This is a genomic window from Streptomyces sp. NPDC096310, assembly GCF_044763125.1.
Lineage (GTDB): Bacteria > Actinomycetota > Actinomycetes > Streptomycetales > Streptomycetaceae > Streptomyces.
In genome coordinates this window covers 1-23,064 of sequence record NZ_JBIWFO010000023.1, presented here as the reverse complement: position 1 = coordinate 23,064, position 23,064 = coordinate 1, and the positions used below count along the sequence as shown (strand labels likewise).

At 72.4% G+C, this 23,064-nt stretch carries 18 protein-coding genes and 1 pseudogene; 5 read left to right on the top strand and 14 right to left on the bottom strand.

Going from position 1 to position 23,064, the window contains the following annotated elements:
* Nucleotides 1–39 precede the first annotated feature (39 nt).
* Together ACIQ7D_RS30395 and pdxH are read right to left on the bottom strand one after the other, a co-directional pair.
* On the bottom strand, nucleotides 40–1,557 hold the full coding sequence (locus ACIQ7D_RS30395) for a PAS domain-containing protein (protein WP_403943050.1): 1,518 nt from the start codon (nucleotides 1,555–1,557) through the stop codon (nucleotides 40–42).
* 415 nt (nucleotides 1,558–1,972) lie between these two features.
* The gene (gene pdxH / locus ACIQ7D_RS30390) at nucleotides 1,973–2,611 is read right to left on the bottom strand and encodes a pyridoxamine 5'-phosphate oxidase (RefSeq protein ID WP_403943209.1); all 639 of its coding nucleotides are present in this window, start codon (nucleotides 2,609–2,611) and stop codon (nucleotides 1,973–1,975) included.
* 311 nt (nucleotides 2,612–2,922) lie between these two features.
* Here pdxH and ACIQ7D_RS30385 point away from each other — a divergent pair, with 311 nt between their 5' ends.
* The gene (locus ACIQ7D_RS30385; protein WP_403943048.1) at nucleotides 2,923–4,041 is read left to right on the top strand and encodes a citrate synthase 2; all 1,119 of its coding nucleotides are present in this window, start codon (nucleotides 2,923–2,925) and stop codon (nucleotides 4,039–4,041) included.
* A gap of 117 nt (nucleotides 4,042–4,158) precedes the next feature.
* Here ACIQ7D_RS30385 and ACIQ7D_RS30380 read toward each other — a convergent pair whose 3' ends face one another.
* The 9 genes from ACIQ7D_RS30380 to ACIQ7D_RS30340 all read right to left on the bottom strand — a co-directional run bounded on the left by ACIQ7D_RS30380 (nucleotide 4,159) and on the right by ACIQ7D_RS30340 (nucleotide 15,470).
* Nucleotides 4,159–4,818 (bottom strand): TetR/AcrR family transcriptional regulator, encoded by a 660-nt coding sequence (locus tag ACIQ7D_RS30380; RefSeq protein WP_403943045.1) that lies wholly within the window; start codon nucleotides 4,816–4,818, stop codon nucleotides 4,159–4,161.
* Nucleotides 4,815–5,012: a hypothetical protein gene (locus ACIQ7D_RS30375; RefSeq protein WP_403943042.1), complete on the bottom strand. Its 198-nt coding sequence runs from the start codon at nucleotides 5,010–5,012 to the stop codon at nucleotides 4,815–4,817. Before ACIQ7D_RS30375 ends, ACIQ7D_RS30380 begins: the two co-directional genes overlap by 4 nt.
* Nucleotides 5,009–6,676: a 4-coumarate--CoA ligase family protein gene (locus ACIQ7D_RS30370; protein ID WP_403943040.1), complete on the bottom strand. Its 1,668-nt coding sequence runs from the start codon at nucleotides 6,674–6,676 to the stop codon at nucleotides 5,009–5,011. Before ACIQ7D_RS30370 ends, ACIQ7D_RS30375 begins: the two co-directional genes overlap by 4 nt.
* Nucleotides 6,677–6,760: 84 nt before the next feature.
* Complete coding sequence (locus ACIQ7D_RS30365) at nucleotides 6,761–7,993, bottom strand: acyl-CoA dehydrogenase family protein (RefSeq protein WP_403943038.1); 1,233 nt, start codon at nucleotides 7,991–7,993, stop codon at nucleotides 6,761–6,763.
* Nucleotides 7,990–9,990: a biotin carboxylase N-terminal domain-containing protein gene (locus ACIQ7D_RS30360; protein WP_403943036.1), complete on the bottom strand. Its 2,001-nt coding sequence runs from the start codon at nucleotides 9,988–9,990 to the stop codon at nucleotides 7,990–7,992. Before ACIQ7D_RS30360 ends, ACIQ7D_RS30365 begins: the two co-directional genes overlap by 4 nt.
* 37 nt (nucleotides 9,991–10,027) lie before the next feature.
* Entirely contained in the window at nucleotides 10,028–11,635 is a 1,608-nt protein-coding gene (locus tag ACIQ7D_RS30355; protein ID WP_403943034.1) for an acyl-CoA carboxylase subunit beta, read from the bottom strand.
* Complete coding sequence (locus tag ACIQ7D_RS30350) at nucleotides 11,632–13,527, bottom strand: acyclic terpene utilization AtuA family protein (protein WP_403943207.1); 1,896 nt, start codon at nucleotides 13,525–13,527, stop codon at nucleotides 11,632–11,634. Before ACIQ7D_RS30350 ends, ACIQ7D_RS30355 begins: the two co-directional genes overlap by 4 nt.
* Before the next feature lie 5 nt (nucleotides 13,528–13,532).
* The gene (locus ACIQ7D_RS30345; RefSeq protein ID WP_403943032.1) at nucleotides 13,533–14,336 is read right to left on the bottom strand and encodes a TIGR03084 family metal-binding protein; all 804 of its coding nucleotides are present in this window, start codon (nucleotides 14,334–14,336) and stop codon (nucleotides 13,533–13,535) included.
* Between the two features lie 81 nt (nucleotides 14,337–14,417).
* Nucleotides 14,418–15,470: an EamA family transporter gene (locus ACIQ7D_RS30340; RefSeq protein ID WP_403943029.1), complete on the bottom strand. Its 1,053-nt coding sequence runs from the start codon at nucleotides 15,468–15,470 to the stop codon at nucleotides 14,418–14,420.
* 179 nt (nucleotides 15,471–15,649) lie between these two features.
* Between ACIQ7D_RS30340 and ACIQ7D_RS30335 the strand changes: the two are divergent.
* Both ACIQ7D_RS30335 and ACIQ7D_RS30330 read left to right on the top strand, forming a co-directional pair.
* Nucleotides 15,650–15,978: pseudogene (locus ACIQ7D_RS30335) on the top strand (LysR substrate-binding domain-containing protein); the annotation flags it as partial.
* Nucleotides 15,979–16,118: 140 nt separating this feature from the next.
* Nucleotides 16,119–17,897, top strand: a complete 1,779-nt coding sequence (locus ACIQ7D_RS30330; RefSeq protein ID WP_403943026.1) for a sulfatase — start codon at nucleotides 16,119–16,121, stop codon at nucleotides 17,895–17,897.
* Between the two features lie 52 nt (nucleotides 17,898–17,949).
* On the opposite strand, the gene ACIQ7D_RS30325 is transcribed toward ACIQ7D_RS30330, so the two are convergent.
* Both ACIQ7D_RS30325 and ACIQ7D_RS30320 read right to left on the bottom strand, forming a co-directional pair.
* The gene (locus ACIQ7D_RS30325) at nucleotides 17,950–18,972 is read right to left on the bottom strand and encodes an endonuclease/exonuclease/phosphatase family protein (protein WP_403943025.1); all 1,023 of its coding nucleotides are present in this window, start codon (nucleotides 18,970–18,972) and stop codon (nucleotides 17,950–17,952) included.
* 92 nt (nucleotides 18,973–19,064) lie between these two features.
* Complete coding sequence (locus ACIQ7D_RS30320; protein ID WP_403943024.1) at nucleotides 19,065–19,535, bottom strand: ATP-binding protein; 471 nt, start codon at nucleotides 19,533–19,535, stop codon at nucleotides 19,065–19,067.
* Nucleotides 19,536–19,800: 265 nt separating this feature from the next.
* Between ACIQ7D_RS30320 and ACIQ7D_RS30315 the strand changes: the two genes are divergently transcribed.
* Nucleotides 19,801–20,655: a helix-turn-helix domain-containing protein gene (locus ACIQ7D_RS30315; RefSeq protein WP_403943023.1), complete on the top strand. Its 855-nt coding sequence runs from the start codon at nucleotides 19,801–19,803 to the stop codon at nucleotides 20,653–20,655.
* A gap of 13 nt (nucleotides 20,656–20,668) precedes the next feature.
* On the top strand, nucleotides 20,669–20,866 hold the full coding sequence (locus ACIQ7D_RS30310) for a DUF397 domain-containing protein (protein WP_403943022.1): 198 nt from the start codon (nucleotides 20,669–20,671) through the stop codon (nucleotides 20,864–20,866).
* Nucleotides 20,867–21,354: 488 nt separating this feature from the next.
* On the opposite strand, the gene ACIQ7D_RS30305 is transcribed toward ACIQ7D_RS30310, so the two are convergent.
* Complete coding sequence (locus tag ACIQ7D_RS30305) at nucleotides 21,355–22,608, bottom strand: MFS transporter (RefSeq protein ID WP_403943019.1); 1,254 nt, start codon at nucleotides 22,606–22,608, stop codon at nucleotides 21,355–21,357.
* Nucleotides 22,609–23,064 lie beyond the last annotated feature (456 nt).

Genomic DNA, 23,064 nt, shown 5'->3' with positions numbered 1-23,064 from the left:
ACGTGTCGTACCCGTACGTGTCGTTCACCCGCGGTCCGTTCAGCCGCCGTCCGTGTTCGTGCTCGTCAGGGCCGCGAGGTCCAGGCAGGCGGCTATCCGTACGGTCACATCCTCCGCGTACACGGCGTCGGGCCGTTCGAACTCGGTGCGGCTCGCGCCCCTGAGGAAGGTCACCACGCCCAGCGACCTGCCGCGGCTGCGCAGCACCGTGCACAGGGCGTGGACGGAGTCCTCCGGCCACTGCCGGGACGACGCCCACACGGGCGCGGGCACCGGCTTCGGGGCCGGGGAGCCCTTGGCGTCGCCGCCACCGTTGGCGCCGTTCGCGCCGGTCGGGGCGCTCGCCCGGACCGAGCCCGCCCGGTCGATGGCCTGGAGCGCCGGGTGCCCGGCCGCGTACCGCACCGGTATGGCCCCCGGCCCGGTCCGCGCGCTCGGCCCCGACGCGCCGCCGGCCGGTGTCGCGACCGTACGGACCAGGCGTACGGGACCGGACGGACCGGAGGCGAGTCCTCCGGGACCTCGGCCCTCCGCGACCAGATCGATCAGGGCGTGGTCGGCGAAGCCCGCCAGCGCGAAGTCCAGATAGACCGTCGCCGCCTCCATAGGGTCCTCGCACTCGGCCGCCGCCCGGCCCGCGCGGTGGAGCTGGTTGCCGCGGAACCGCAGCCGGTCCGCCTCCTGCACCGCCAGTTTCTGGCCCGTCACGTCCTGGAACATCCAGCCCACACCCAGCGGAACCGGCTCCTCCGCAAGCGGCGACGCCAGCCGCAGGAAACCGCACCGCCAGCAGCGCCGCCGCTCGCCGTCCGGCGTGCGGACCGTCATCCACAGTTCGGTGACGGCGGACGGCGCGCCCTCCGACAGCACATGGTGGAGCGCGGATTCCAGCTCCTCGACGCCCTGGGTGATCAGCTCGCCCAGCGGCCGTCCCAGTACGGAGGCGCGCCCCGAGCCGAGCAGCCGCGCGGCGTGGACATTGACGACGGTGGGCCGCAGATCGACGTCGACGAGGACGACGCCCCAGGACGCGTCCTCGAAAAGCGCCTCGCTGAGCGCGATGGACCGTTCGAGGTCGATCTGGTCGTGGACCTCGCTGAAAGCGCTGTACACCCCGGCGGGCTTGCCGTCCGCGCCCCGCATCCCGGACGACTGCGTACGGATCAGGACCCGGCCGCCGTCCTTGCGCAGCAGCGCGAACTCGTCCACCTGCCGGTCGGGGCCGTCCATCACGGCCATCAGCCGCGCCTGGACCTCGTCCGCGTCGGCGGTCCGTACGGCCCACCCGGCGAAGCCGTGCCGGCCGACGGCCTCCTCTGCGGACCAGCCGAGTATCCGCTCCGCCTCGCGGTTCCAGTGCGTGATCACGCCGTCCGCGTCGAAGGCGCAGAGCGCCGCGTCCATCCCGTCGAGCAGCGCCGCGAGCAGATCTGACCCCGGCCCGTCCCGGCCCGGGGCGGCCGTGCCCCCGGCTCCGGGGCCGGTGTCCGACCCGGAATCGGACTCCGGCTCGTCGGGCCCGGGAGCACTGGTGGTCTCACTCCGAGAAGCACTCATGCTGGTACCCCCTGCGGGACGTCTCCGCGTGTGCTGCCGACTCTGCTGCCGCACCTACGATCATTCAACTCGATAGTGGCCCACCTCACACGTCGTTCCCCGAAATCGTCTCCGCCGGCGGGCACGAAAATGATCCGTTTAATTGGGTTGAGCGAGGGCGGTCCGCTTCCTAGAGTGTGGAGCACACCGAAAGGAGGTGATTCGGAAGTGATTTCTTTCCGGACTCGTGAGGTGGCTGCGGGCTGACAGCCCGACGTCGCACTCAGTGCGGAGCCGGTGAACCCGCCGGCCCAATCCACAGCAGTCACCGCCCCGCAGGCTCGCCGGTACGTCCGGCCGGCTCCTCCTCGGAGGAACCCGAGCCTGCGGGGTTCTGCTGTTGTCAGCCTCCTCCCCCGGTGGCGCTACGGCGCTGCTACGGGCAGAGCCGTTCCACCCGCCAGCCGGGCCGTCCGTCCGGGCCCTCGCCGTGGACGTAGCGCAGCCGGTCGTGGAGCCGGTTCTCGTGGCCCTGCCAGAACTCGACCGTCTCCGGCCTGACCCGGTAGCCGCCCCAGTGCGGCGGTACGGGGACCTGCTCGCCCTCCGGATAGCGGTCCGCCAGGGCCTCGTACCGCTGGATCAGGTCCTCGCGGGAGCCGATCGGGGTGGACTGGTCGCTGGCCCAGGCGCCGAGCTGGGAGCCGTGCGGGCGGGTGCGGAAGTACGCGGCCGTCTCGTCGCGGCCGGTGCGGGCCGCCGTGCCCGTGACGACGATCTGGCGGGCCAGCCGGTGCCAGGGGAAGAGCAGCGCGACCTGGCGGTTGGCGGCGATCTCCCGGCCCTTGCGCGAGGTGTAGTTCGTGAAGAAGACGAAGCCGCGGTCGTCGTAGGCCTTCAGCAGCACCGTACGGGAGGACGGGCGGCCCTCGGGGGTCGCCGTGGAGACCACCATCGCGTTCGGCTCGGGGAAGCCGCAGGCCGCGGCCTCCTCGAACCAGCGGGCGAACTGGTCCATGGGCGTGGTGGCGAGGTCCTTGTCCAGCAGCGGAGTGGTGCGGTACTGCTCACGCATCGTGGCGGGATCTGCGGGATCTGCGGAAGCGGCGGAGGATTCCGGGGTCTCGTGAGGCACGGGATCATCCTGCCGCAGGGCCGAGTTTGCCCCGCACGGAGGACCGCCAATCCTCGGGGGACAAAATCTGGCAGTGTGCCGGTTATCACGCGTCGCCCCGTCTGTCCGTACCGGCGAAACCCGCCAAAATCTGGGTCAGGCCGGGTCGCCCACACCCCGTGGACCCTGCCCCGGCCCACACGTCACTCCGTATCCCACACGTCACGCCGCGTCCCACACATCACGCCGCACACCACGCGAGGAGCCGCCCGATGCCCGACTTCGACACCTCCTTCGTCCCCGGACTCGAAGGCGTCGTCGCGTTCGAGACGGAGATCGCCGAACCGGACAAGGAGGGCGGCTCCCTGCGTTACCGGGGCGTCGACATCGAGGACCTGGTCGGGCAGGTGTCCTTCGGCAACGTCTGGGGCCTGCTGGTCGACGGGGCGTTCGACCCCGGCCTGCCGCCCGCCGAGCCCTTCCCGATCCCGGTCCACTCCGGTGACATCCGTGTCGATGTCCAGTCCGCGCTGGCGATGCTCGCGCCCGTCTGGGGGCTGAAGCCGCTCCTGGACATCGACGAGCGCACGGCCCGGGACAACCTGGCGCGCGCCGCCGTGATGGCCCTCTCCTACGTCGCCCAGTCGGCGCGCGGCCAGGGGCGGCCGATGGTCCCGCAGCGCGAGATCGACAAGGCGCACTCGGTCGTGGAGCGCTTCATGATCCGCTGGCGCGGCGAGCCGGACCCCCGGCATGTCAAGGCCGTCGACGCCTACTGGACCTCAGCCGCCGAGCACGGCATGAACGCCTCCACCTTCACCGCCCGCGTCATCGCCTCCACCGGGGCCGATGTCGCCGCCGCGCTCTCGGGCGCCGTCGGCGCGATGTCCGGGCCGCTGCACGGGGGCGCGCCCTCGCGGGTCCTCGGCATGATCGAGGAGATCGAGCGCACCGGCGACGCGACGGCGTACGTCAGGCAGGCGCTCGACCGGGGCGAGCGGCTGATGGGTTTCGGCCACCGCGTGTACCGGGCCGAGGACCCGCGGGCCCGGGTGCTGCGGCGTACCGCGCGGGAGCTGGCGGCGCCGCGGTTCGAGGTGGCGGAGGCGCTGGAGAAGGCCGCGCTGGAGGAGCTGCACGCACGCAGGCCCGACCGGGTGCTGGCGACGAACGTGGAGTTCTGGGCGGCGATCGTGCTGGACTTCGCGGAGGTCCCCGCACACATGTTCACATCGATGTTCACCTGCGCCAGGACCGCCGGCTGGTCCGCGCACATCCTGGAGCAGAAGCGGACGGGGCGGCTGGTGCGTCCTTCGGCGCGGTATGTGGGGCCGGGGCCGCGGAGCCCCCGGGAGATCGACGGGTTCGACGGCATCGCCGGGGTCGTCTGAGAGCCCGGGGTCGTCCGAGAGCCCGAGGTCGTCCGAGAGGCCGCGATCGCCCCAGAGGCCAGGGTCGTCCGTAAAACCGCGACCGTCCGAGAGCCCGCGACCGTCCGAGAACGCCGCTCAGCCCAGCGTCGTGTCCAGGATCCGCGCCCACTCGGCGACGACCCGCTCGCGGCGCCGCCGGTCGTCGGTCAGCAGCGTCGCGAGCCCCAGCCCGCGCGCCATGTCCAGCAGCCCCTGCACCGTCTCCCGTACGCCCGGCACGGACTCGTCCGCGCCCAGCAACTCCACGGCGATCCGGTGCGTCTCCCGGCCGATCCGGGCCTCCAGCTCGGTGACCCGGGGCCGTAGCCGCTCCTCGTCCGAGGCCGCGACCCACAGGTGGAGGGCGGCCCGGAAGAGCGGCCCCGTGCAGAGGTCGACGATGCCCTCCACCGCCGCGCGCCGGTGCCCCGGGCCCGCCGGGACCAGGGCGCGCAGCGCGGCGGACCGTTCCTCCGCGACATGCTCCACGGCGGCCGTGAACAGGTCCTCCCGGGTCGGGAAGTGGTGCTGCGCCGCGCCGCGCGAGACGCCGGCCCGCTCGGCGACGACGGAGACCGTGGAGCCCGCCCACCCGTGGGCGGCGAGGCAGTCCACGGCGGCCTCCAGCAGCCGCCGCCGGGTGGCGCGGCCCCGCTCCTGCTTCGGCCCGAACGGCCCCGCCTCCGGCCGTTCCGCCTGCCGTGACCCTGCCCCCGGTGCCTCCTCCGGTGCACCCGATGGCCCTGGAGCACTCATGCCGCGTCCCGCCGTTCGAGGAGCGCCGCGATGCCCTGGCGTGCCTCCGCCGTCATGAAGAGCGTGGCGGAGCGCTGGACCAGATTCTCCGCGTACCGGTCGAAGGCGTCCCGTACACCTTCGTCGGTCTGATGCGGCAGATCGTCGGCGCCCGAGCAGAAGGCGGTGCTGGTGTGCGTGAGGTTCGGCGTCACGTGTTCTCCCTTTCGCGGTCGCGCACTTGGCGCTCCCGCACTTCCCTCTCCCGCAGTTCCCGTCGGAGAATCTTGCCGGACGCGGCACGCGGCACGCCCCCGACGAACTCGACCTGGCGGACCTTCTTGTACGGGGCGACACGGTCGGCGACGAATCCCAGGACGTCGGCCTCGGTCAGCTCCTGGGCGCCGGAGCGGCGGACGACGAAGGCTTTGGGCACCTCGTTGCCGTCGTCCTCGTACACCCCGATCACCGCCGCGTCCGCGATGGAGTCGTGGGTGAGCAGCAGGGCCTCCAGCTCGGCGGGCGCGACCTGGAATCCCTTGTACTTGATGAGTTCCTTCACCCGGTCGACGACGAAGAGCCACCCCCGAGCGTCCACCCGTCCGACGTCGCCGGTGTGCACCCAGCCCGCCGGGTCGATCATCGCGGCCGTCGCGTCGGGGCGGCCCAGGTAGCCCTTCATGACCTGCGGACCGCGCAGCAGGATCTCGCCCTCGGCGCCGGGGGCGGCGTCGCGCTCCGCCCCCTCCTCCCCGGCCGCCAGGTCGAGGAGGCGCATCTCGGTGCCGGGCAGCAGGGTGCCGACGGTGCCGGGCGGCGGGTGCTCGGCCGTGAGCGGGACGACATGGGTGCCGGGCGACAGCTCCGTCAGGCCGTACGCCTGCCGTACGGGCGGCAGGCCGAGCCGGGCCGAACAGGCGGCGGCGAGCGACGGGGACAGCGGGGCCGCCGCGCTCAGGACGTAGTCGAGCGAGGAGAGGTCGTACCGTGCGACGGCCGGGTGCTTGGCGAGGGCCAGCACGATGGGCGGGGCCACGTACAAGCCGTTGACGCGGTACTTCTCGATGGCCGCGAGGAACTGGTCGAGGTCGAAGCGGGGCAGGACGACGACGGTCGCGCCGTGCCGCAGGGGCGCGTTCATCAGAGCGGTCAGACCGTAAATGTGGAAGAAGGGCAGTACGGCGAGGATCCGGTCGCCGGGGCCCATCCCCAGGACGGGTTCGAGCTGCGCCAGGTTGGTGGCCATCGAACGGTGGGTGAGCATCACGCCTTTGGGGACGCCGGTGGTGCCCGAGGAGTACGGGAGCGCGGCGACGTCCTCACCGGGGTCGATCGCGATCTCCGGTACGGGCGCGGCCGACCGTGCCAGGTCGAGGACCGAGCGGTGCCCGCGCGCCCGGTCGCAGACGAAGATCTCCTCGATCCCGCCGACCAGCTCGGCCGCTCTGCGCGCCACTTCGAGCAGCGCCGAGACGGTGACGACCCAGCGGGCGGCCGAGTCGCGGAGCTGGGAGGCGAGTTCTTCCGGGGTGGCGAGAGGGTGGGCGGTGGTGACGGAGGCCCCGGCGCGGGTCGCGGCGTAGAACACCGCCGGATACGCGACGGTGTTGGGGCTGTACAGGGCGAGGACATCGCCCTTGCGCACCCCCGCGTCGGCGAACGCGGCGGCGATCCTCCGGTGCGCGGAGTCGAGTTGGGCGTAGGTGGTGGGAACGCCGGTCGTCCCGTCGATGAGGGCGACGGTGTCGCCGTACCGGGCGGCGCGGCCGAGCACGGCCTCGTGGATGGGCAGATCGAGGGCCGGGACCGCCGCGTACGCGCTGCGGAACACCCGGACCCGGCGATCCTCCTGGGCCTCGTCAACTCCGTTGAACACCATGGCGATCCCCTTCGCTACGGGTTCGGCGCGAGCCGCCGCACCGGGGTGCGGAACGCCGCGCCAGGACGGCCAGAATCGCCTGTCTCAGTACGACTTGGGGAGACCCAGGGACTGGTGGGATACGTAATTCAGGATCATCTCGCGGCTCACCGGCGCGATCCGGGCCACGCGGGCGGCGGTGACGAGCGAGGCGAGACCGTACTCGCGGGTGAGACCGTTGCCGCCGAGGGTGTGCACGGCCCGGTCGACGGCGCGCACACAGGCTTCCCCGGCCGCGTACTTGGCCATGTTGGCGGCCTCGCCCGCGCCGGTGTCGTCGCCCGCGTCGTAGAGGTGGGCGGCCTTGCGCAGCATCAGCTCGGCGAGTTCGATCTCGATATGGGACTGGGCCAGGGGGTGCGCGACGGCCTGGTGGGCGCCGATGGGCGCGGCCCAGACCTGGCGGGTCTTCGCGTAGGCGACGGCGCGGTCGAGCGCGTACCGCGCCATGCCGAGCGCGTACGCGGCGGTCATCACGCGTTCGGGGTTGAGCCCGGCGAAGAGCTGGCGCAGCCCGGCGTCCTCGTCCCCGACGAGCGCGTCGGCGGGCAGCTTCACGTCGTCGAGGACCAGCTCGAACTGCTTCTCCACGGCATGGAGTTCCATGTCGATGGGGGTACGGACAAAGCCTTCGGCGTCGCGCGGGACGATGAAGAGGCAGGGCTTGAGCGAGCCGGTCGCGCCCTGCTCCGTACGGCCCTCGGTCCGGCCGACGATGAGCGTGGCGTCCGCGATGTCGACGCCGGAGACAAAGACCTTGCGGCCGCCCAGGATCCATCCGTCGCCCTGCTCGTCCTGGCGGGCGGTGGTGGTGATCCGGTGGGAGTTGGACCCGGCGTCGGGCTCGGTGATCCCGAAGGCCATGGTGCGGGAGCCGTCGGCGAGGCCGGGGAGCCACTGCCGCTTCTGGGCCTCCGTTCCGAAGCGGGCGATCACCGTGCCACAGATGGCGGGCGACACGATCATCAGCAGAAGCGGGCAGCCGGCCGCACCCAACTCCTCCAGCACCAGGGACAGTTCGGCGATACCGGCGCCTCCGCCGCCGTACTCCTCGGGCAGGTTCACCCCGAGATAGCCGAGCCGGCCGGCCTCGCGCCACAGGGTCGCGCGGTCGTAGTCGCGCCCGTGGCGGCGGCCGAGGGCGGCGACGGCGGCGCGCAGCGCGGTGTGCTCCTCGTTCTCGGTCAGAAAAGGCGGGATCGTGCCGGTGCCGGTCCCGGTACGGGTCCCGGTGCCGGTACGGGTCCCGGTGCCGGCGCTGGCGCTGGTGCCGCTCATGAGGGATCTTCCTCCGGTGCGTCGGTGGCGGTGACGACGGCGAGCAGGGTGCCGACCTCGACCTGGCGGCCTGGGACGGCGTGGAGTGCGGTGAGCGTGCCGGAGGCGGGCGCGACGACGCGGTGCTCCATCTTCATGGCCTCCAGCCAGACAACCGGCTGACCGGCGCTGACCCGCGCGCCTTCGGCCAGCCCGTCCGCGACGCGTACGACGGTCCCGGGCAGGGGCGCGAGCAGCGATCCGGCCTCGGCGGGGCGCCCGGGACCGGCGAACCGGGGCCGGGCGAGCAGCCGGTACGCGCCGGTGGCGGTGGAGACATGGACCTCGTCCCCGTATACGGCGACGTCGAAGTGGCGTACGACACCGGCCACTTCGAGGCTGACGCGGGAGGGCGAGACGGCGACGACCCGTACGTTCCCGGAGGGCTCCGCGGCCTCGCCGTCCGCCGCCTCGACCATGAAGCCGTCGCGGGTCGCCCGGTAGCGGACCTCGTGCGCGCCGTACGTCTTGCTCTGCGGCGCCGACGGTACGTTCCGCCAGCCGCCGAGCCGGGCCGGGACCCCGTCGCACAGGTAGCGGGACGCGGCGTCGGCGAGCGCGGCGGCGACGGCGGCGTGCCGGGCGCCGGGGCCGGGTTCCGGGGTGGTCAGGGCGGCCAGGTGGCGGTCGTAGAAGCCGGTGTCGAGGCGCGCGGCGACGATGTCCGGATGGCCCAGCGTCCGTACGAGCAGGTCCCTGTTGGTGACGGGGCCGTGCACCCTGGCCCCGCGCAGCGCGGCACGCAGGCGGCGCAGCGCGGCCTCCCGGGTGGGCGCCCAGGCGATGACCTTGGCGAGGAGCGGGTCGTAGTGGACGCCGATGGTGTCGCCCCCGGTGTATCCGGTGTCCAGCCGCAGCCGGGGCGCGGCGGCATCCTCGTCTCGGGCGGCGTTCCCGGTCGCGGCCCCCGGCACCTCCAGCGCGTGCAGCCGGCCGGTGCGCGGGGCCCAGCCGTCCGCCGGGTCCTCCGCGCAGAGCCGCGCCTCCACCGCGTGCCCGCGCGGGGCCGGGGGCCGTGCGGGGAGTGCCGCGCCCTCGGCGACGGAGAGTTGCAGGGCGACCAGGTCCAGGCCGAACACCTCCTCCGTGACGGGGTGTTCGACCTGGAGGCGGGTGTTCATCTCCAGGAAGTAGGGGCGGCCGTCGTCCGCGACCAGGAACTCGACCGTGCCGGCGCCCCGGTAGCCGACCGCGCGGGCGGCGGCGACGGCCGCCCCGGCGAGTTCCGTACGGAGCGCGTCGGGCAGCGCGGGCGCCGGGCACTCCTCGATCACCTTCTGGTGGCGGCGCTGGAGCGAGCAGTCGCGGGTGCCGAGCGCCCAGACCGTGCCGTGCGCGTCGGCGAGCACCTGCACCTCCACATGGCGGGCGCCCGTCACATACGGCTCGGCGAAGACCTCGCCGTCGCCGAACGCGGCCCGCGCCTCCGCCGCTGCCTCCGCCAACCGCTGTTCCAGAACCGCGAGTTCGCGGACGATGCGCATCCCGCGCCCGCCGCCGCCCGCCGCCGCTTTCAGCAGCAGCGGCAGCTCGGCCCCGGTGGCGGCGGCCGGGTCGACGGGCGCGAGCAGCGGTACACCGGCCGCCGCCATCAGCTTCTTGGCCCGGGTCTTCGACGCCATCGCCGCGATCGCCTCCGGCGGCGGCCCGACCCACACCAGCCCGGCGTCGAGGACCGCACGGGCGAACTCCGCGCTCTCGGAGAGGAATCCGTACCCCGGATGGACGGCGTCGGCGCCCGCCGCACGCGCCGCCGCCACGATCAGGTCGCCGCGCAGATAGGTGTCGGCGGGCGCGGTCCCCGGCAGCCGTACGGCCGTGTCGGCGTCCCGTACGTGCAGCGCGTCCGCGTCGGGGTCCGCGTACACGGCGACCGTCGCGATCCCCAGCTCACGGCAGGTGCGGACGACACGGCAGGCGATCTCGCCCCGGTTGGCGACGAGCAGCGACTCGATCATCTGGGACCTCACAGGGGCTCACAGGGCTCATGGCCCCTCACATCCGGAAGACGCCGAACCCGCCGCGCACACCTTCGACCTGGGCGCTGTGCACGGCGGACAGGCACAGGCCGAGAACGGTGCGGGTGTCGCGCGGATCGATGACCCCGTCGTCGTACAGCCGCCCCGACAGGAACGCGGGCAGCGACTCGGACTCGATCTGCCGCTCCACCACCGCGCGCAGCGCCGCGTCGCCCTCCTCGTCGTACACCTGCCCCTTCGCCTCGGCCGAGGCGCGGGCCACGATCGACAGGACGCCCGCGAGCTGCTGCGGGCCCATGACGGCGGACTTGGCGCTGGGCCAGGCGAAGAGGAAGCGCGGATCGTAGGCCCGGCCGCACATGCCGTAGTGGCCGGCGCCGTACGACGCGCCCATCAGGACCGAGAGGTGCGGGACCTTCGAGTTCGCCACCGCGTTGATCATCATCGCGCCGTGCTTGATGATGCCGCCCTGCTCGTACTCCTTGCCGACCATGTAGCCGGTGGTGTTGTGGAGGAAGACGAGCGGGATGTCGCGCTGGTTGGCGAGCTGGATGAACTGCGCGGCCTTCTGTGACTCGGCGGAGAACAGCACACCTTGCGCGTTGGCGAGGATCCCGACCGGGAAGCCGTGCAGCCGGGCCCAGCCCGTCACCAGGCTGGGCCCGTACAGCGGCTTGAACGCGTCGAAGTCGGAACCGTCCACGATCCGGGCGACGACCTCGTGCGGATCGAAGGGGGTCCTCAGATCGCCGGGAACGATCCCGAGGAGTTCGTCCTCGTCGTGCACCGGCGGCTCGACCGGCGCCGCGAGGGCCGGATCGACGTGCGCCTTGCGCCAGTTGAGGCGGGCGACGATGCGCCGGGCCTGCCGGAGTGCGTCGGGTTCGTCCCGCGCGTAGTGGTCCGCGAGCCCCGACGTACGGGCGTGCATCGCGGCGCCGCCCAGGGGCTCGTCGTCGCTCTCCTCGCCGGTGGCCATCCTCACCAGCGGCGGCCCGCCGAGGAAGACCTTCGACCGTCCCTCGATCACGACGGTGTGGTCGGACATCCCGGGGACGTACGCGCCTCCCGCCGTCGAGTTGCCGAACACGACGGCGACGGTGGGGATTCCGGCGGCGGAGAGCCGGGTGAGATCGCGGAAGAGCGCCCCGCCGGGGATGAAGATCTCCTTCTGGGAGGAGAGATCGGCGCCTCCCGACTCGACCAGGCTGATGAGCGGGAGACGGTTGGCGTACGCGATCCCGTTGGCCCGCAGGGCCTTGCGCAGGGTCCATGGATTGGACGAACCCCCGCGTACGGTCGGGTCGTTCGCGGTGATCACACACTCGACGCCCTCGACCACACCGACACCGGTGACCATGGAGGCGCCGACGGGGTACTCGCTGCCCCAGGCGGCGAGCGGGGAGAGTTCCAGGAACGGCGTGTCGGGGTCGAGCAGCAGCTCGATCCGCTCCCGGGCGAGCAGCTTGCCGCGCGCGCGATGGCGGGCGGTGTACTTCTCGCCGCCGCCCGCGAGCGCCTTGGCGTGCTCGGCGTCGAGTTGGGTGAGCTTGGCGAGCATGGCGTCGCGGTGGGCGGCGTACTCGGCGGAGGTGACGTCGAGGGCGGACGGAAGCACGGTCACTGCGGGACCTCCGTGATCAGCGACGCGGGGAGGTCGACATGGCGTGAGCGCAGCCACTCCCCCAGCGCCTTCGCCTGCGGATCGAACCGGGCTCGCGCGGCGACCCCCTCGCCGAGCAGCCCCTCGACGGTGAAGTTGACGGCGCGGAGGTGCGGCAGGAGATGCCGCTCGACGGGTAATCCGGCTGTCTCGGGGAGTAGTTGGCGCAGCCGGTCGACCGTCAGCTCATGCGCCAGCCACCGCCACGCGTCCTCGCTCTCCACCCAGACCCCGACGTTGGCGTCCCCGCCCTTGTCACCGCTGCGGGCGCCCGCGACGGTGCCGAGGGGGACGCGGCGGGTGGGCAGTCCGGCGGGCAGCGGCCGGGGAAGCCCGGGGGACGGAGCGGGTAAGACATCAACTGCCATGGTCCGTACTGGAGTTGACACGGCACGGCGGGTCCCGTCCGGGAGTACGGCCACCTGCGTCACCTCGTCCGCGTCGGCATACGCCGCCTCGAAGACCCCGTACGGCGCGCCCTTGCCCGGCGGGGCCGTCACATGGAAGCCCGGGTAGCTGGCGAGCGCCAGCTCGACCGCCGCCCCGGTGACCGCCCGTCCCACCGCCTCCGGGTCGCTGTCGCGTACGACGAGCCGGAGCAGGGCGCTCGCGGTCTCCTCGGTGGCGGCGTCCGGACGGTCCGTACGGGACAGCTCCCAGCGGACCTCCGCCGGGCGGCGGCGCGCGGCCGGTGCGGCGGGCGTGCCGTGGGCCCCGGGCGCGTCGAGGGCGTCCTCCACCTGGGCCCGTACGAGGCGGGCCTTGGCCTCGATGTCGAGCCCGGTGAGGACGAAGACGATCTCGTTGCGCCAGCCGCCGATCCGGTTGAGCCCGACCTTGAGCGCCGGAGGCGGCGGTTCACCCCGTACGCCCGTGATCCTGACCCGGTCGGGGCCGTCCTGGTGGAGCCGTACGGTGTCGATCCTGGCGGTCACGTCCGGGCCCGGATAGCGGATGCCGCCGGTCTCGTAGAGCAGTTGGGCGGTGACGGTGCCGAGGTTCACGACCCCGCCCGACCCGTCGTGCTTGGTGATCACCGCCGAGCCGTCGGCGTGGATCTCGGCGAGGGGGAAGCCGGGACGGCGCAGGTCGTGCCGGGTGAAGAAGGAGTAGTTCCCGCCGGTCGCCTGGGTGCCGCACTCCAGTACATGCCCGGCGACGACGGCGCCCGCGAGCGCGTCGAGGTCGGGGCCGGAGCCTGGTCCGGTGCCGGTGCCGGTACCGGGGCCTGGTCCGGGGCCGTTACCGGATCCGGGGCCGGTACCGGATCCGGGGCCGCCGTACGGGCCCGCCCCGTCCCAGCCGAAGTGCGCGGCGGCGGGGCCGGTGACCAGTGCCGCGTCCGTGACGCGCCCGGTGACGACGACCTCCGCGCCGGCCCGCAGACAGGCGGCGATCCCGGCGCCGCCGAGGTAGGCGTTGGCGGTGAGGACGCCGTCGCCCCACTCCCGCTGCCGCAGCAGGTCGTCGCCCTCGACATGGGCGACCCGTACCGGCACACCGACCCGATCGGCCAACTCCCGTACGGCGTCGGCGAGTCCGGCCGGGTTCAGTCCGCCCGCGTTGGTGACGATCCGGACGCCCCGCTCCTGTGCCAGTCCGAGCCCTTCCTCCAACTGCCGCAGGAAGGTTCTGGCGTACCCCGCGCGCGGGTCCTTCAGGCGGTCGCGACCGAGGATGAGCATGGTCAGTTCGGCGAGATAGTCCCCGGTCAGCACATCGAGGGGCCCGCCGGTGAGCATCTCGCGCAGCGCGTCGAAGCGGTCACCGTAGAAGCCGGAGGCGTTCCCGATCCGCAGTACGTCGGCCCGGCCGGCCCTGCCGTCCCGGGGTATGCCCTCGCCGTCGCCCACCCGGCTCACACGCCCCGGCCCCGGGCGCCCCCGGGCGCGCGGCCCTTCCCCGGCGGTCCGGCGAACGCCTGCGCGATCTCCAGCCAGTGGCCGGCGTCGGGGCCCTTCGCCCGTACGGCGAGGTCCGCGCGATGGGCCCGCTGTGTCACCAGCAGACAGAAGTCGAGCGCGGGCCCGGTCACGTACTGGGCGGCCCCCTCGGGCCCGTACACCCACAACTCCCCTTCCGGGCCCGTCAGTTCGACACGGAACGGCTCGGCGGGCGGCTGCTCGCCCCGGAGGAGGTAGGCGTAGTCGCGGGCCCGTACGCCGATCCTGGCGACATGGCGCAGCCGCGCGGTCGGCACCCGCTCCACCCCCAGCGCGTCCGCGATGTCCTGGCCGTGCGCCCAGGTCTCCATCAGCCGCGCCGTGGCCAGGGACGGGGCGCTCATCGGCGGCCCGTACCAGGGGAAACGCGCACCGGGCGGAGCCTCGCCGAGGGCGGCACCGAGGCGGTCGCGGCCGTCGCGCCACCGGGCGAGGAGTACCGGGGCGGGCTGCGCGGCCCCGGCGCGCGCGGCCTCGTCCACGAAGCCTGCGGGGTCGTCCGCGGCCCGCTGTGCCTCCACGGCGAAGGCGCCGGGGTCGGTCACGGCGAGCAGCGCCACGGCGTCGGTCCAGGCCAGATGGGCGATCTGGTGGGCGACGGTCCAGCCGGCGGCCGGGGTGTCGGCCGCCCAGTCCGCCTCGCGCAACTCCCGTACGATCAGGTCGAGTTCGTCGCTCTCGGCCTTCAGGTCACCGAACACGGCAACAGCGTCGGACACGGATGCGCTCCCCTCGGGGCACGGCGGTGTGCGTGTCCCGGAGCATGGCAGCGCCCGCAGAAACAAGCAAGCATGCTTGCTTTACTTTTCCGCCGCCGGCTCCGCCGCCCGCTCGGCGACCGGCTTCCGGACACGGGTCGGGAAACGGGGCCTGATACGGCTCCCGGCACCCGTCCGCTTCGCCGTCTGGGTCCGCACGGCTCCCATGCTCGCCGCGATGACCAGCGCGATCGCCAGCGCGTCCAGCGTGGAGAGCGCCTGGTCCAGGAGGAGGAATCCGGAGGCCGCCGCGATCCCCGGCTCCAGGCTCATCAGCACGGCGAAGGTGGGGGCGGGCAGCCGTCGCAGCGCGAGCAGTTCGAGGGTGTACGGCAGGACGGACGACATGAACGCCACCACCAGGGCCAGCCCCAGTGTGGACGGCACCAGCAGCTTCGACCCCGACTCGGCGATCCCCAGCGGCAGGATGAGCAGCGCGCCGACCGCCATCGCCAGCGCCAGCCCGTCCGCCTGCGGGAAGCGGCGGCCGGTGCGTGCGCTGAAGACGATGTACGTCGCCCACATGACGCCCGCGCCGAGCGCGTACGCGACGCCGACCAGGTCGATCCGGTCGAAGCCGCCGCCGCTGAGCAGCACCACCCCGCCGAGCGCGAGCACCGCCCACAGAAGATTGACCAGCCGCCGGGAGACGATCACCGACAGGGCGAGCGGGCCCAGGACCTCCAGGGTGACGGCGACCCCCAGCGGGATCCGTTCGAGGGCCTGGTAGAAGAGGCCGTTCATGGCGGCGAGGGTGGCGCCGAAGGCGAGGACGGTCCCCCAGTCGGCGCGCGCGTACCCGCGCAGCTTCGGCCGGCACACGGCGAGCATGACGAGCGCGGCGAGCCCGAGCCGCAGCGCGACGATGCCGACGGCGCCGGTACGGGGCATGAGCATGACGGCGACGGCCGCTCCGAACTGCACGGAGATCCCGCCGGCGACGACAAGGGCGACGGGCCCCAGGGACCGCCCCCGGGAGCCGGGGTCCGCACCGGAACCGGTATCGCCCGCGACCCCTGCCGCAACGGCTTCCGGCACCGGCACTGCGGCGCCCACGGCGGCGGTACGCGACTCCTCCACCCCAACCCCTCCCATCACATCAGTCAGTCAGTCAGTCAGTCAGTCGGCCGGCCTGGCCAACCAGCCGTCCAGTCGCAGCGACCGGTCGGCCACAACAACACAATAGTCCAACACAATGGACGCAACATCCAAGATACTGCACCCCCGCGGCCCACCCCGCCACCCGGCAGGCCCGTACCCCCCGGCCACGCTACGAGACCCCGGGGCTGGTCAAGGAGGCGCTGTTCACCGAGGACCGGCTGGCGGCGGTCCCCGCCGACAGCCCGCTCGCGGCCCGTGCGTCGCTGACGCCGGCGGAGCCGGCCGCCGAGACGGTGCTCGTGAACACGGTCCCGGGCACCACGACCCCGGCCCTGTGGCCGGCCGGGGCGGGCCCGCTGACCACACTCACGGTCGGCAACACCGACGAGTGGCTGACGGCGATCGCGGCGGGCCGGGGCGTCGGCGTCACGGGCACCTCGACACCGGCCGTCCACCCGCACCCGGGGTCGCCTACCGCCCGCTGCCCGAGGCGCCGCCGCTCCACCGGCCGTGTACGTCCGGCAGCACCACCAGGACGGTTGAACCGAAACCGCCGCAGGTGCGTACAGTCTGGCGGCGGTCCCGACCCAACGGGCCAGGTCCGCCGTGTCACCCAAGGTTTCGCACGGAAGGACCTTCAGGTTGTCGCTCTGGACGCGCGCTCGCCGGCGGCTGAACACGACGGACGGACCGGCGGAGGAGCAGCCCGCGCCCTCCTCCGTGCGGGACCGGCACCCCTCCCTGGCCCGCGCCGCGTCCTGGACGCTCACCGGCCTGTCCGCCGTGCTGGTCTTCCTCGCCCTCCTCCTTCCGAACGAGACCTCCCTCCTCACCCCCGCCGCCTTCGCGCACATACCGGTGGAGGCGATCATCGGCGCCGGCGCGGTGCTGGTCCTGCCGCCCAGGGCGGGCCGGGTCGCGGCGGCGGTCGCGGGCGCGGCCCTCGGTCTGGTGACCCTCCTCAACTTCCTCGACATGGGCTTCCACACCGTCCTGGACCGGCCGTTCGACCTGGTGCTGGACTGGATCCTGTTCGACGACGCCGAGTCGTTCCTCAGGGACACGCTCGGGCGGGCCGGGGCGGTCGCCGCCGTGATCGGCGTGGTGGTCCTCGCCCTCGCCCTGGTCGTCCTGATGACGCTGGCGGTCGTACGGCTGGCCGGCCTCCTGGTCCGCCACAGCGGCGCGACGACCCGTACCACCCTGCTGTTCGGCACCGTGTGGGTCACCTGCACGGCGCTCGGCCTCCAGATCGCCGGGGCGCCGGTGGCGTCCAGGACGGCGACCGATCTCGTACAGAACCACGCGGACCTGGTGAGCGCCGGCCTCAAGGACGGGAAGCAGTTCGCCAAGGAAGCCGCCGTCGACCACTTCCGCGACACCCCGGCCGATCAGCTCCTGACGGACCTGCGCGGCAAGGACGTCATCTTCACGTTCATCGAGAGCTACGGCCGCAGCGCGATCGAGGACCCGGCGATGGCGCCGCAGGTCGGCGAGGTGCTGGCGGACGGTACCGCCCGGCTCAAGGCGGCCGGGTTCGCCTCCGAGAGCGGCTTCCTCACCTCGCCGGTGGCGGGCGCAGGAAGCTGGCTGGCGCACTCCACCTTCATGTCCGGCATGTGGATCAAGAACCAGCAGCGGTACCGCAGCGTCACGTCGAGCGACCGCCTCACCCTCACCGGCGCCTTCGGCCGTACGGGTGACTGGCGGACCGTCGGCATCATGCCGGGCGTCACCCGCTCGTGGCCGGAGGGGAAGTTCTTCGGCCTCGACCACATCTACGACTCACGGGACATCGGCTACCGGGGCCCGAAGTTCAGTTGGTCGCCCGTACCCGACCAGTACAGCCTGGACGCGTACGAGCGGCTGGAGCACGGCAAGAAGAACCGCGAACCGCTGATGACCGAGATCGTCCTCGCCTCCAGCCACAACCCCTGGTCGCCCATCCCCAAGATGATCGACTGGGACGAGATCGGTGACGGCTCGGTCTACCACGGCATCAAGAAGGCGGGCACGGACCCCAAGGAGACCCTGGCGGACCCGGAGAAGCTGCGGCGCGAGTACCGCCGGGCCATCGAGTACTCGCTGAGCAGCCTCATCTCGTACGTGGAGAAGTACGGCACCGACGACACCGTCCTCGTCTTCCTCGGCGACCACCAGCCCAACGCGACCGTCACGGGCCCCGGGGCAGGCCGCGATGTGCCGATCTCGATCGTCGCCCGCGACCCGGCGGTGCTGGACCGGATCTCCGACTGGGGCTGGCAGGACGGCCTGAAGCCGGGGCCGGACGCGCCGGTCTGGCGCATGGACACCTTCCGGGACCGCTTCCTGACCGCGTACGGCTCGCAGCGGAGCGAAGGGCAGTCGCCGCCGTCCTCCCCGCCGAGCAAGGTGGCGGCGGGCGGCCGCACGAAGGAGTGACGCCTCCGGGAGGCCGCCGGAGCCGCCCGGACTGTTCCCGTAACCCGGCCCCTCACTCCAGGGTGATCCGGGCGGCCACCGGCAGATGGTCGCTGCCGGTCGCGGGGAGGGTACGGATCTGGGCGACGGTGCCCGCGCGGGCCATGACCTGGTCGATCCTCGCCAGGGGCAGGGAGGCGGGGAAGCTGAAGGCCATGCCCCGTTTCGCGACGTTCAGTTGCGAGGTCACCGGAGCCAGCCCCCGGTCCTCGACCGTGCTGTTCAGGTCACCCAGCAGGATCAGCGCGTCCACCTTCTCCGCGTCGATCGCCTTCCCCAGCAGGCCCGCGCTCTCGTCGCGCCAGGCGGAGGCAAGGCCGCTCGCCCGGACGCGGATCGAGGGCAGGTGCGCGACATACGCCGCGACCTCGCCGTGCGGCGTGTGCACCACGGCGCGCAACCCCCGCCGCCACCCCTCCCCGATCCCGTTCGGGCTGATGTCCAGCAACCCCGCCTCGGTCAGCGGATATTTCGACCAGAGCCCGACGCTGCCCTGCACCGCGTGATGCGGGTACTCCGGGGCGAGGGTCTTCTCGTAGACCTCCAGCGCCGGTGGCACCAACTCCTCCAGCGCGATGAGATCGGGTCCGGCCCCGGCCAGCGCACGGGCCGTGCCCTCGGGGTCGGCGTTCTCGTCGCTGACGTTGTGCTGCACGACGAGCAGATCGCGCGGGCCGGAACCGGCGGCGGGCAGCAGCAGCCCGCCGAAGAGGTACGTCCAGGCCACGACCGGCAGGAGCAGGGCCACCAGCGCCAGGGCCGAACGACGCCACCACGCCAGAGCGAGCAGTACGGGGACCATCAGACCGAGCCACGGCAGGAACGCCTCCAGCAGACTCCCCGCCCCGCCCACGGAGTTGGGCACCCCCCGGTGGAACGCCAGCAGCGCGCCCGTCACCACCGCCAGCCCGGCGAGCACCCGCCCCCGTACCCACGGGGACGCCCCCTTCGCGCCCTCCCCCGGCGTGTCCCGCCGGAGCGCCGCCCTCACCCTCGACGCCACCGCACCGCTGCCTGCCCGTACCTGCTCCACCATGGCTTCCCGTCCACTTGGCCTTGTCCCCCAAGACGAGTCACCGGGCCGATCAGTTTCCGACAGCGGCGCGGGCCGCCCGGTGGCGGGCTCCGTCACGTCTCGGCGGTCTCGCTCCGCGCCGGCGTGAACCAGACCGCCTTGCGGCTGGGCGAACATCCTCCGTAGACCGTCGCGCCCCATGCCAGGGCGAGGCGGGCGACGAGCAACAGCCCCTGCCCCTGCTCCCGTTCGAGGCCGGCGGCGGGGGCCGGAACGCCAGGTACGGGGAGGATCCAGGGGTTGTCGTCGGCGACGAAGACGGTGACACGCTTGCGATTGACCGTCGCGTGGACGCGGATCAGGCGCGTACCGGAGTGCCGGTGCGCGTTCGTCACGATCTCCGTGACGCACAGGCGCGCGTCGTCCACGAGAGGAAGATGCCGGCTCACCACGAGCAGGGACGCGACGAAGTCACGCGCGATCTTGGGCGCGCCCGCCGTGTTGGGCAGGAGCAGCCGGTAGGTCTCGCCTCCTTGCGGCTGCGGCGGTACGGGAGGATCGGGAAGGGTGGTCACCGTGGCCATGTCGTTCTCCAACGCGATGCGATACGAAACGAACGGATGCGCTGCGCTGCCCGCCAAGCGTGGCGATGGCCGTACCGACGCGGCGCGGGGTTCACGGCGCGCTGGAGCGGCTGCACTTCGGTCTTACTGACGTGCGACGCGGTGCATCAACAACGGTATGGGTAACTACATTCACCGGTCCATCTAAGTAACTCGATCTGGTGACCCTGAGTGGACCGGCGAGGCGGCGACACGGGAGACTGTCTCCGGAAGCGAGGAAGGTGACATGCCACCAAGGGACAACCCGACCGTCCGCCAGGTGCGTCTCGGCACGGAGTTGAAGCGGATGCGGCTGCGAGCTGGGAAAACAGCCCGCGAAGCAGCCGGCCTCTTCTCGACGGATCAAGCCAGAATCAGCAACATCGAATGCGGTCGCCTTGGCATCAGCGAGGAGCGGGTCCGCAAGTTGGCGATCTTCTACGACTGCGGCGACGCCGCATTGATCGAAGCTCTGTGCGGAATCACGAACGAGCGTCGCGGCCGGTACTGGTGGGACGCATATCGCGGAGTTCTCCCTCCCAGTTTCCTGGACGTCTCCGAGCTGGAGCATCACGCGGACTACCTGCGCTATCTGCAACCGGTGACGTTCCCTGGAATCTTGCAGACGGAGGATTACGCACGGGCACTGTTCGAGAGCGCGCTCCCGAGGCTCCCCACCGACGAAGTGAGGGCACGGGTCGAGCACCGGATGAAGAGGAATTCCATCCTCGACCGCGAGAAGCCTCCAGACCTTGAGGCCATCGTGCACGAGGCCGCGCTCCGTATGCGCATCGGCGGGCGGAAGACCGCGCGCAAGCAGCTCGAACACCTCATAGAGATGTCGGAGCGCCCCGACATCATGATTCGCATCATCCCCTTCGCCAACGAGGACTTCGTCCGCCTCACACAAACCGTGCTCTACGCGGGCGGTGTCGTGCCACAACTCGACACCGTTCACCTTGACAACAGCTACGACGGCCGCTTCCTCGATGCGACCACAGATCTGGAGAACCACCGAACGCTGCTCGACTTTGCCGAGCAGGCTTCCCTGGAGCCCGCTGAGTCACGCAGCTTCATTCATCACATCGCGCGCGAACTGTAAGAGAGAACAAGGCATGAGTTCCGAGATCAAGTGGCAGAAGTCGTCATTCTCCGAGACAGGGCCCCAGTGTGTCGAGATCGCCGACCGCAACGGCAGGATCCTTCTGCGCGAGAGCGACGACCCGAACGTCATCACGACCATCGGTCGAACCAAATTCGCCGCCTTCATCGCAGGCGTCAAGGCGGGCGAGTTCGACCACTTCGCCAACTGAACCGCCCCTGACCTGCATCGAGAGCCCTTCACACGGTGACCGTGGAGGGCTCTCGCCATGCATCAGGCAACCTCACCGTTCCGGTACATACTTGCAAACTCCATCTCCGTGACGCTACGGTCACTCCACGTCGCCCATCACGGTCGGATCCTCGGCAGGACCCTGCCCTGAGCAGCGACAACTCTCCCCGCCCCGTGCGTAGTCGGGGAGAGCGTGGCGGGGTTGCCCCCGGCCTGCCGCTCCTCATGCCGGCGACAGGCAAGGGGCAACCCTGTTCCCCCCGTAACCCCGCCCCCGCATCGCGCGTCGAGGAGAAGGGCCCCACTGCCATGAATCCGCCTCCGCCGCCCAAGCAGACCCCGAACCACGTTCAGGAAACGGGAAGTTCGGCCCGACAGCGCCTCTCCCTGCTGATCGCCGCGTTCGGTGTGAACGGCACCCTCCTCGTACCCAACGACACGACCACGCCCCCCGCCTCCCGGGAGGGCTCAGGCGCCGTGGCCCCCCGTCACGGCGGGCGCGCTCCTGTCTTCGGGCGCCTTCTCGCGGCGCGGGAGCAGCAGCGGGGTGGCCAGGAGGAGGAGCCCGGCGGCGGCGATCGCGATACGAGGGCTGGTGACCGTCGCGAGCACTCCCCAACCGGCGGTCATCGCCGCGATGGCGGCGCTGCTGCTGACCGACCAGGCGGTCAGGGTGCGGGCGACCCGGTCGGGGCCGGTGTGGTCGAGCCGGTAGGTGGCCAGTATCGGGTTGAAGACACCGCAGCAGGCCACCAGGCCGAACTGGACGGCGATGACAAGGACGATCCCGGGGACCCCGGGCTGGACGAACGCCAGCCCGAGGGGCCAGCACGCGCGCAGCGTCCCGGCGGTGAGCAGTACCGTACGCCGTCCGAAACGGGCCGCGAGCGGGTGTGCGAGGCGTGAGCCGACGAGGCCGCCGACGCACGGGGCGGCGAACACAAGACCGTACTGCCAGGGCGTGAACCCCAGGTCGTCCAGCAGGAGTACGGCAAGCAGCGGTTCGGAGGCCATGATCAGGCCGTTGACCGTGAGCGCGTTGAGGAACAGCGGGCGCAGTGTGGGGTGGGCGAGGATGTGGCGCCAGCCTTCGAGCAGGTCGGCGGCGCGCAGCCGGGGCGCACCGGTCCGCGCCGGGTGCGGTTCGGTGCCGCCGATGGCGCGGATGCCCAGCGCCGAGAGCAGGTAACTGACCGCGTTGGCGATCACGGTCGCGACCGGTCCGAACAGCCCGATCGCCGCCCCGCCGAGCGGCGGTCCGAGCATGGTCGAGGTCCAGGTCGTGGACTCGAAGCGGCCGTTCGCGACGAGCAGGTCCTCCGGCGGCAGGAGGGTTTTCAGGTACGCGCCGCTCGCCGCGTTGAAGGCGATGTTGGCTGCCGCGACGACGACGGAGACGACGAGGAGCTGGACGAAGCCGAGCCGGCCGAGCGCGAACGCGGCGGGGACGCTCATCAGCGCCGCGAACCGGACCAGGTCCATCGCCACCATGACCGGCCGTTTACGGCGGAACTCCACCCAGGGACCGAGCGGCACCGCCGCCACGGCCCCCACCGCCCGGCCCGTGGCGGCCAGCGCCGCCACCTCGGCCGGGCCGGAGTCCAGCACGAGGACCGCGATCAGCGAGAAGGCGCCGAACCCGAGCCCCGTACCGTACGAGCTGACCGCGAACGCCGCCCACAGCCACCCGAACCGCCGCCCCAGCGCACGCCTGCCCGCCATACCCGTACGCCTCTCGCCGAACCGTGGTGAACCGCTGCGGCGCTGTGCCGCTCCCGCCCACCGCATTGTCGGTCACCCGGCAGGCCATCTCGGGCGGGGCCTGTCCGGGCGGGCGCGGGGTGTCTTGCGTCGGGCGGGCCGCCCCCTCCCTGGCCCGATGGTCGCGGTTCCGGGGTGGCGGGCCGGTTGGCTCTGCGGGGCGCGCGGCAGTGGAGTGGGGTGGTGGCGCGTTTCGTCAAGCGTCCGCCGACCGGATGGGTGTTGGGCTTCATGCCCCGCTGGTCACTGTCGGGTGTTGGGGGCGGGTTCGGGCGGTGCCTGTCGGGGTGGGCCGGGGGCGCGTTATGCGGGCGGGCCGCCCCCTCCCTGATCCGATGGTCGCGGTTCCGGGCCGGGCGTCAAGGGCGCTCCTGCGTCGCGTCGGCTTCGCCGATGTCGCTGCGCTCCACCCTTGAC

Coding starts and splice junctions, on each gene's coding strand:
- ACIQ7D_RS30395 (WP_403943050.1), bottom strand. CDS start 1,557: ATGAGTGCTTCTCGGAGTGAGACCACCAGTGCTCCCGGGCCCGACGAG.
- pdxH (WP_403943209.1), bottom strand. CDS start 2,611: ATGCGTGAGCAGTACCGCACCACTCCGCTGCTGGACAAGGACCTCGCC.
- ACIQ7D_RS30385 (WP_403943048.1), top strand. CDS start 2,923: ATGCCCGACTTCGACACCTCCTTCGTCCCCGGACTCGAAGGCGTCGTC.
- ACIQ7D_RS30380 (WP_403943045.1), bottom strand. CDS start 4,818: ATGAGTGCTCCAGGGCCATCGGGTGCACCGGAGGAGGCACCGGGGGCA.
- ACIQ7D_RS30370 (WP_403943040.1), bottom strand. CDS start 6,676: ATGGTGTTCAACGGAGTTGACGAGGCCCAGGAGGATCGCCGGGTCCGG.
- ACIQ7D_RS30365 (WP_403943038.1), bottom strand. CDS start 7,993: ATGAGCGGCACCAGCGCCAGCGCCGGCACCGGGACCCGTACCGGCACC.
- ACIQ7D_RS30360 (WP_403943036.1), bottom strand. CDS start 9,990: ATGATCGAGTCGCTGCTCGTCGCCAACCGGGGCGAGATCGCCTGCCGT.
- ACIQ7D_RS30340 (WP_403943029.1), bottom strand. CDS start 15,470: ATGGGAGGGGTTGGGGTGGAGGAGTCGCGTACCGCCGCCGTGGGCGCC.
- ACIQ7D_RS30325 (WP_403943025.1), bottom strand. CDS start 18,972: ATGGTGGAGCAGGTACGGGCAGGCAGCGGTGCGGTGGCGTCGAGGGTG.
- ACIQ7D_RS30320 (WP_403943024.1), bottom strand. CDS start 19,535: ATGGCCACGGTGACCACCCTTCCCGATCCTCCCGTACCGCCGCAGCCG.
- ACIQ7D_RS30315 (WP_403943023.1), top strand. CDS start 19,801: ATGCCACCAAGGGACAACCCGACCGTCCGCCAGGTGCGTCTCGGCACG.
- ACIQ7D_RS30310 (WP_403943022.1), top strand. CDS start 20,669: ATGAGTTCCGAGATCAAGTGGCAGAAGTCGTCATTCTCCGAGACAGGG.
- ACIQ7D_RS30305 (WP_403943019.1), bottom strand. CDS start 22,608: ATGGCGGGCAGGCGTGCGCTGGGGCGGCGGTTCGGGTGGCTGTGGGCG.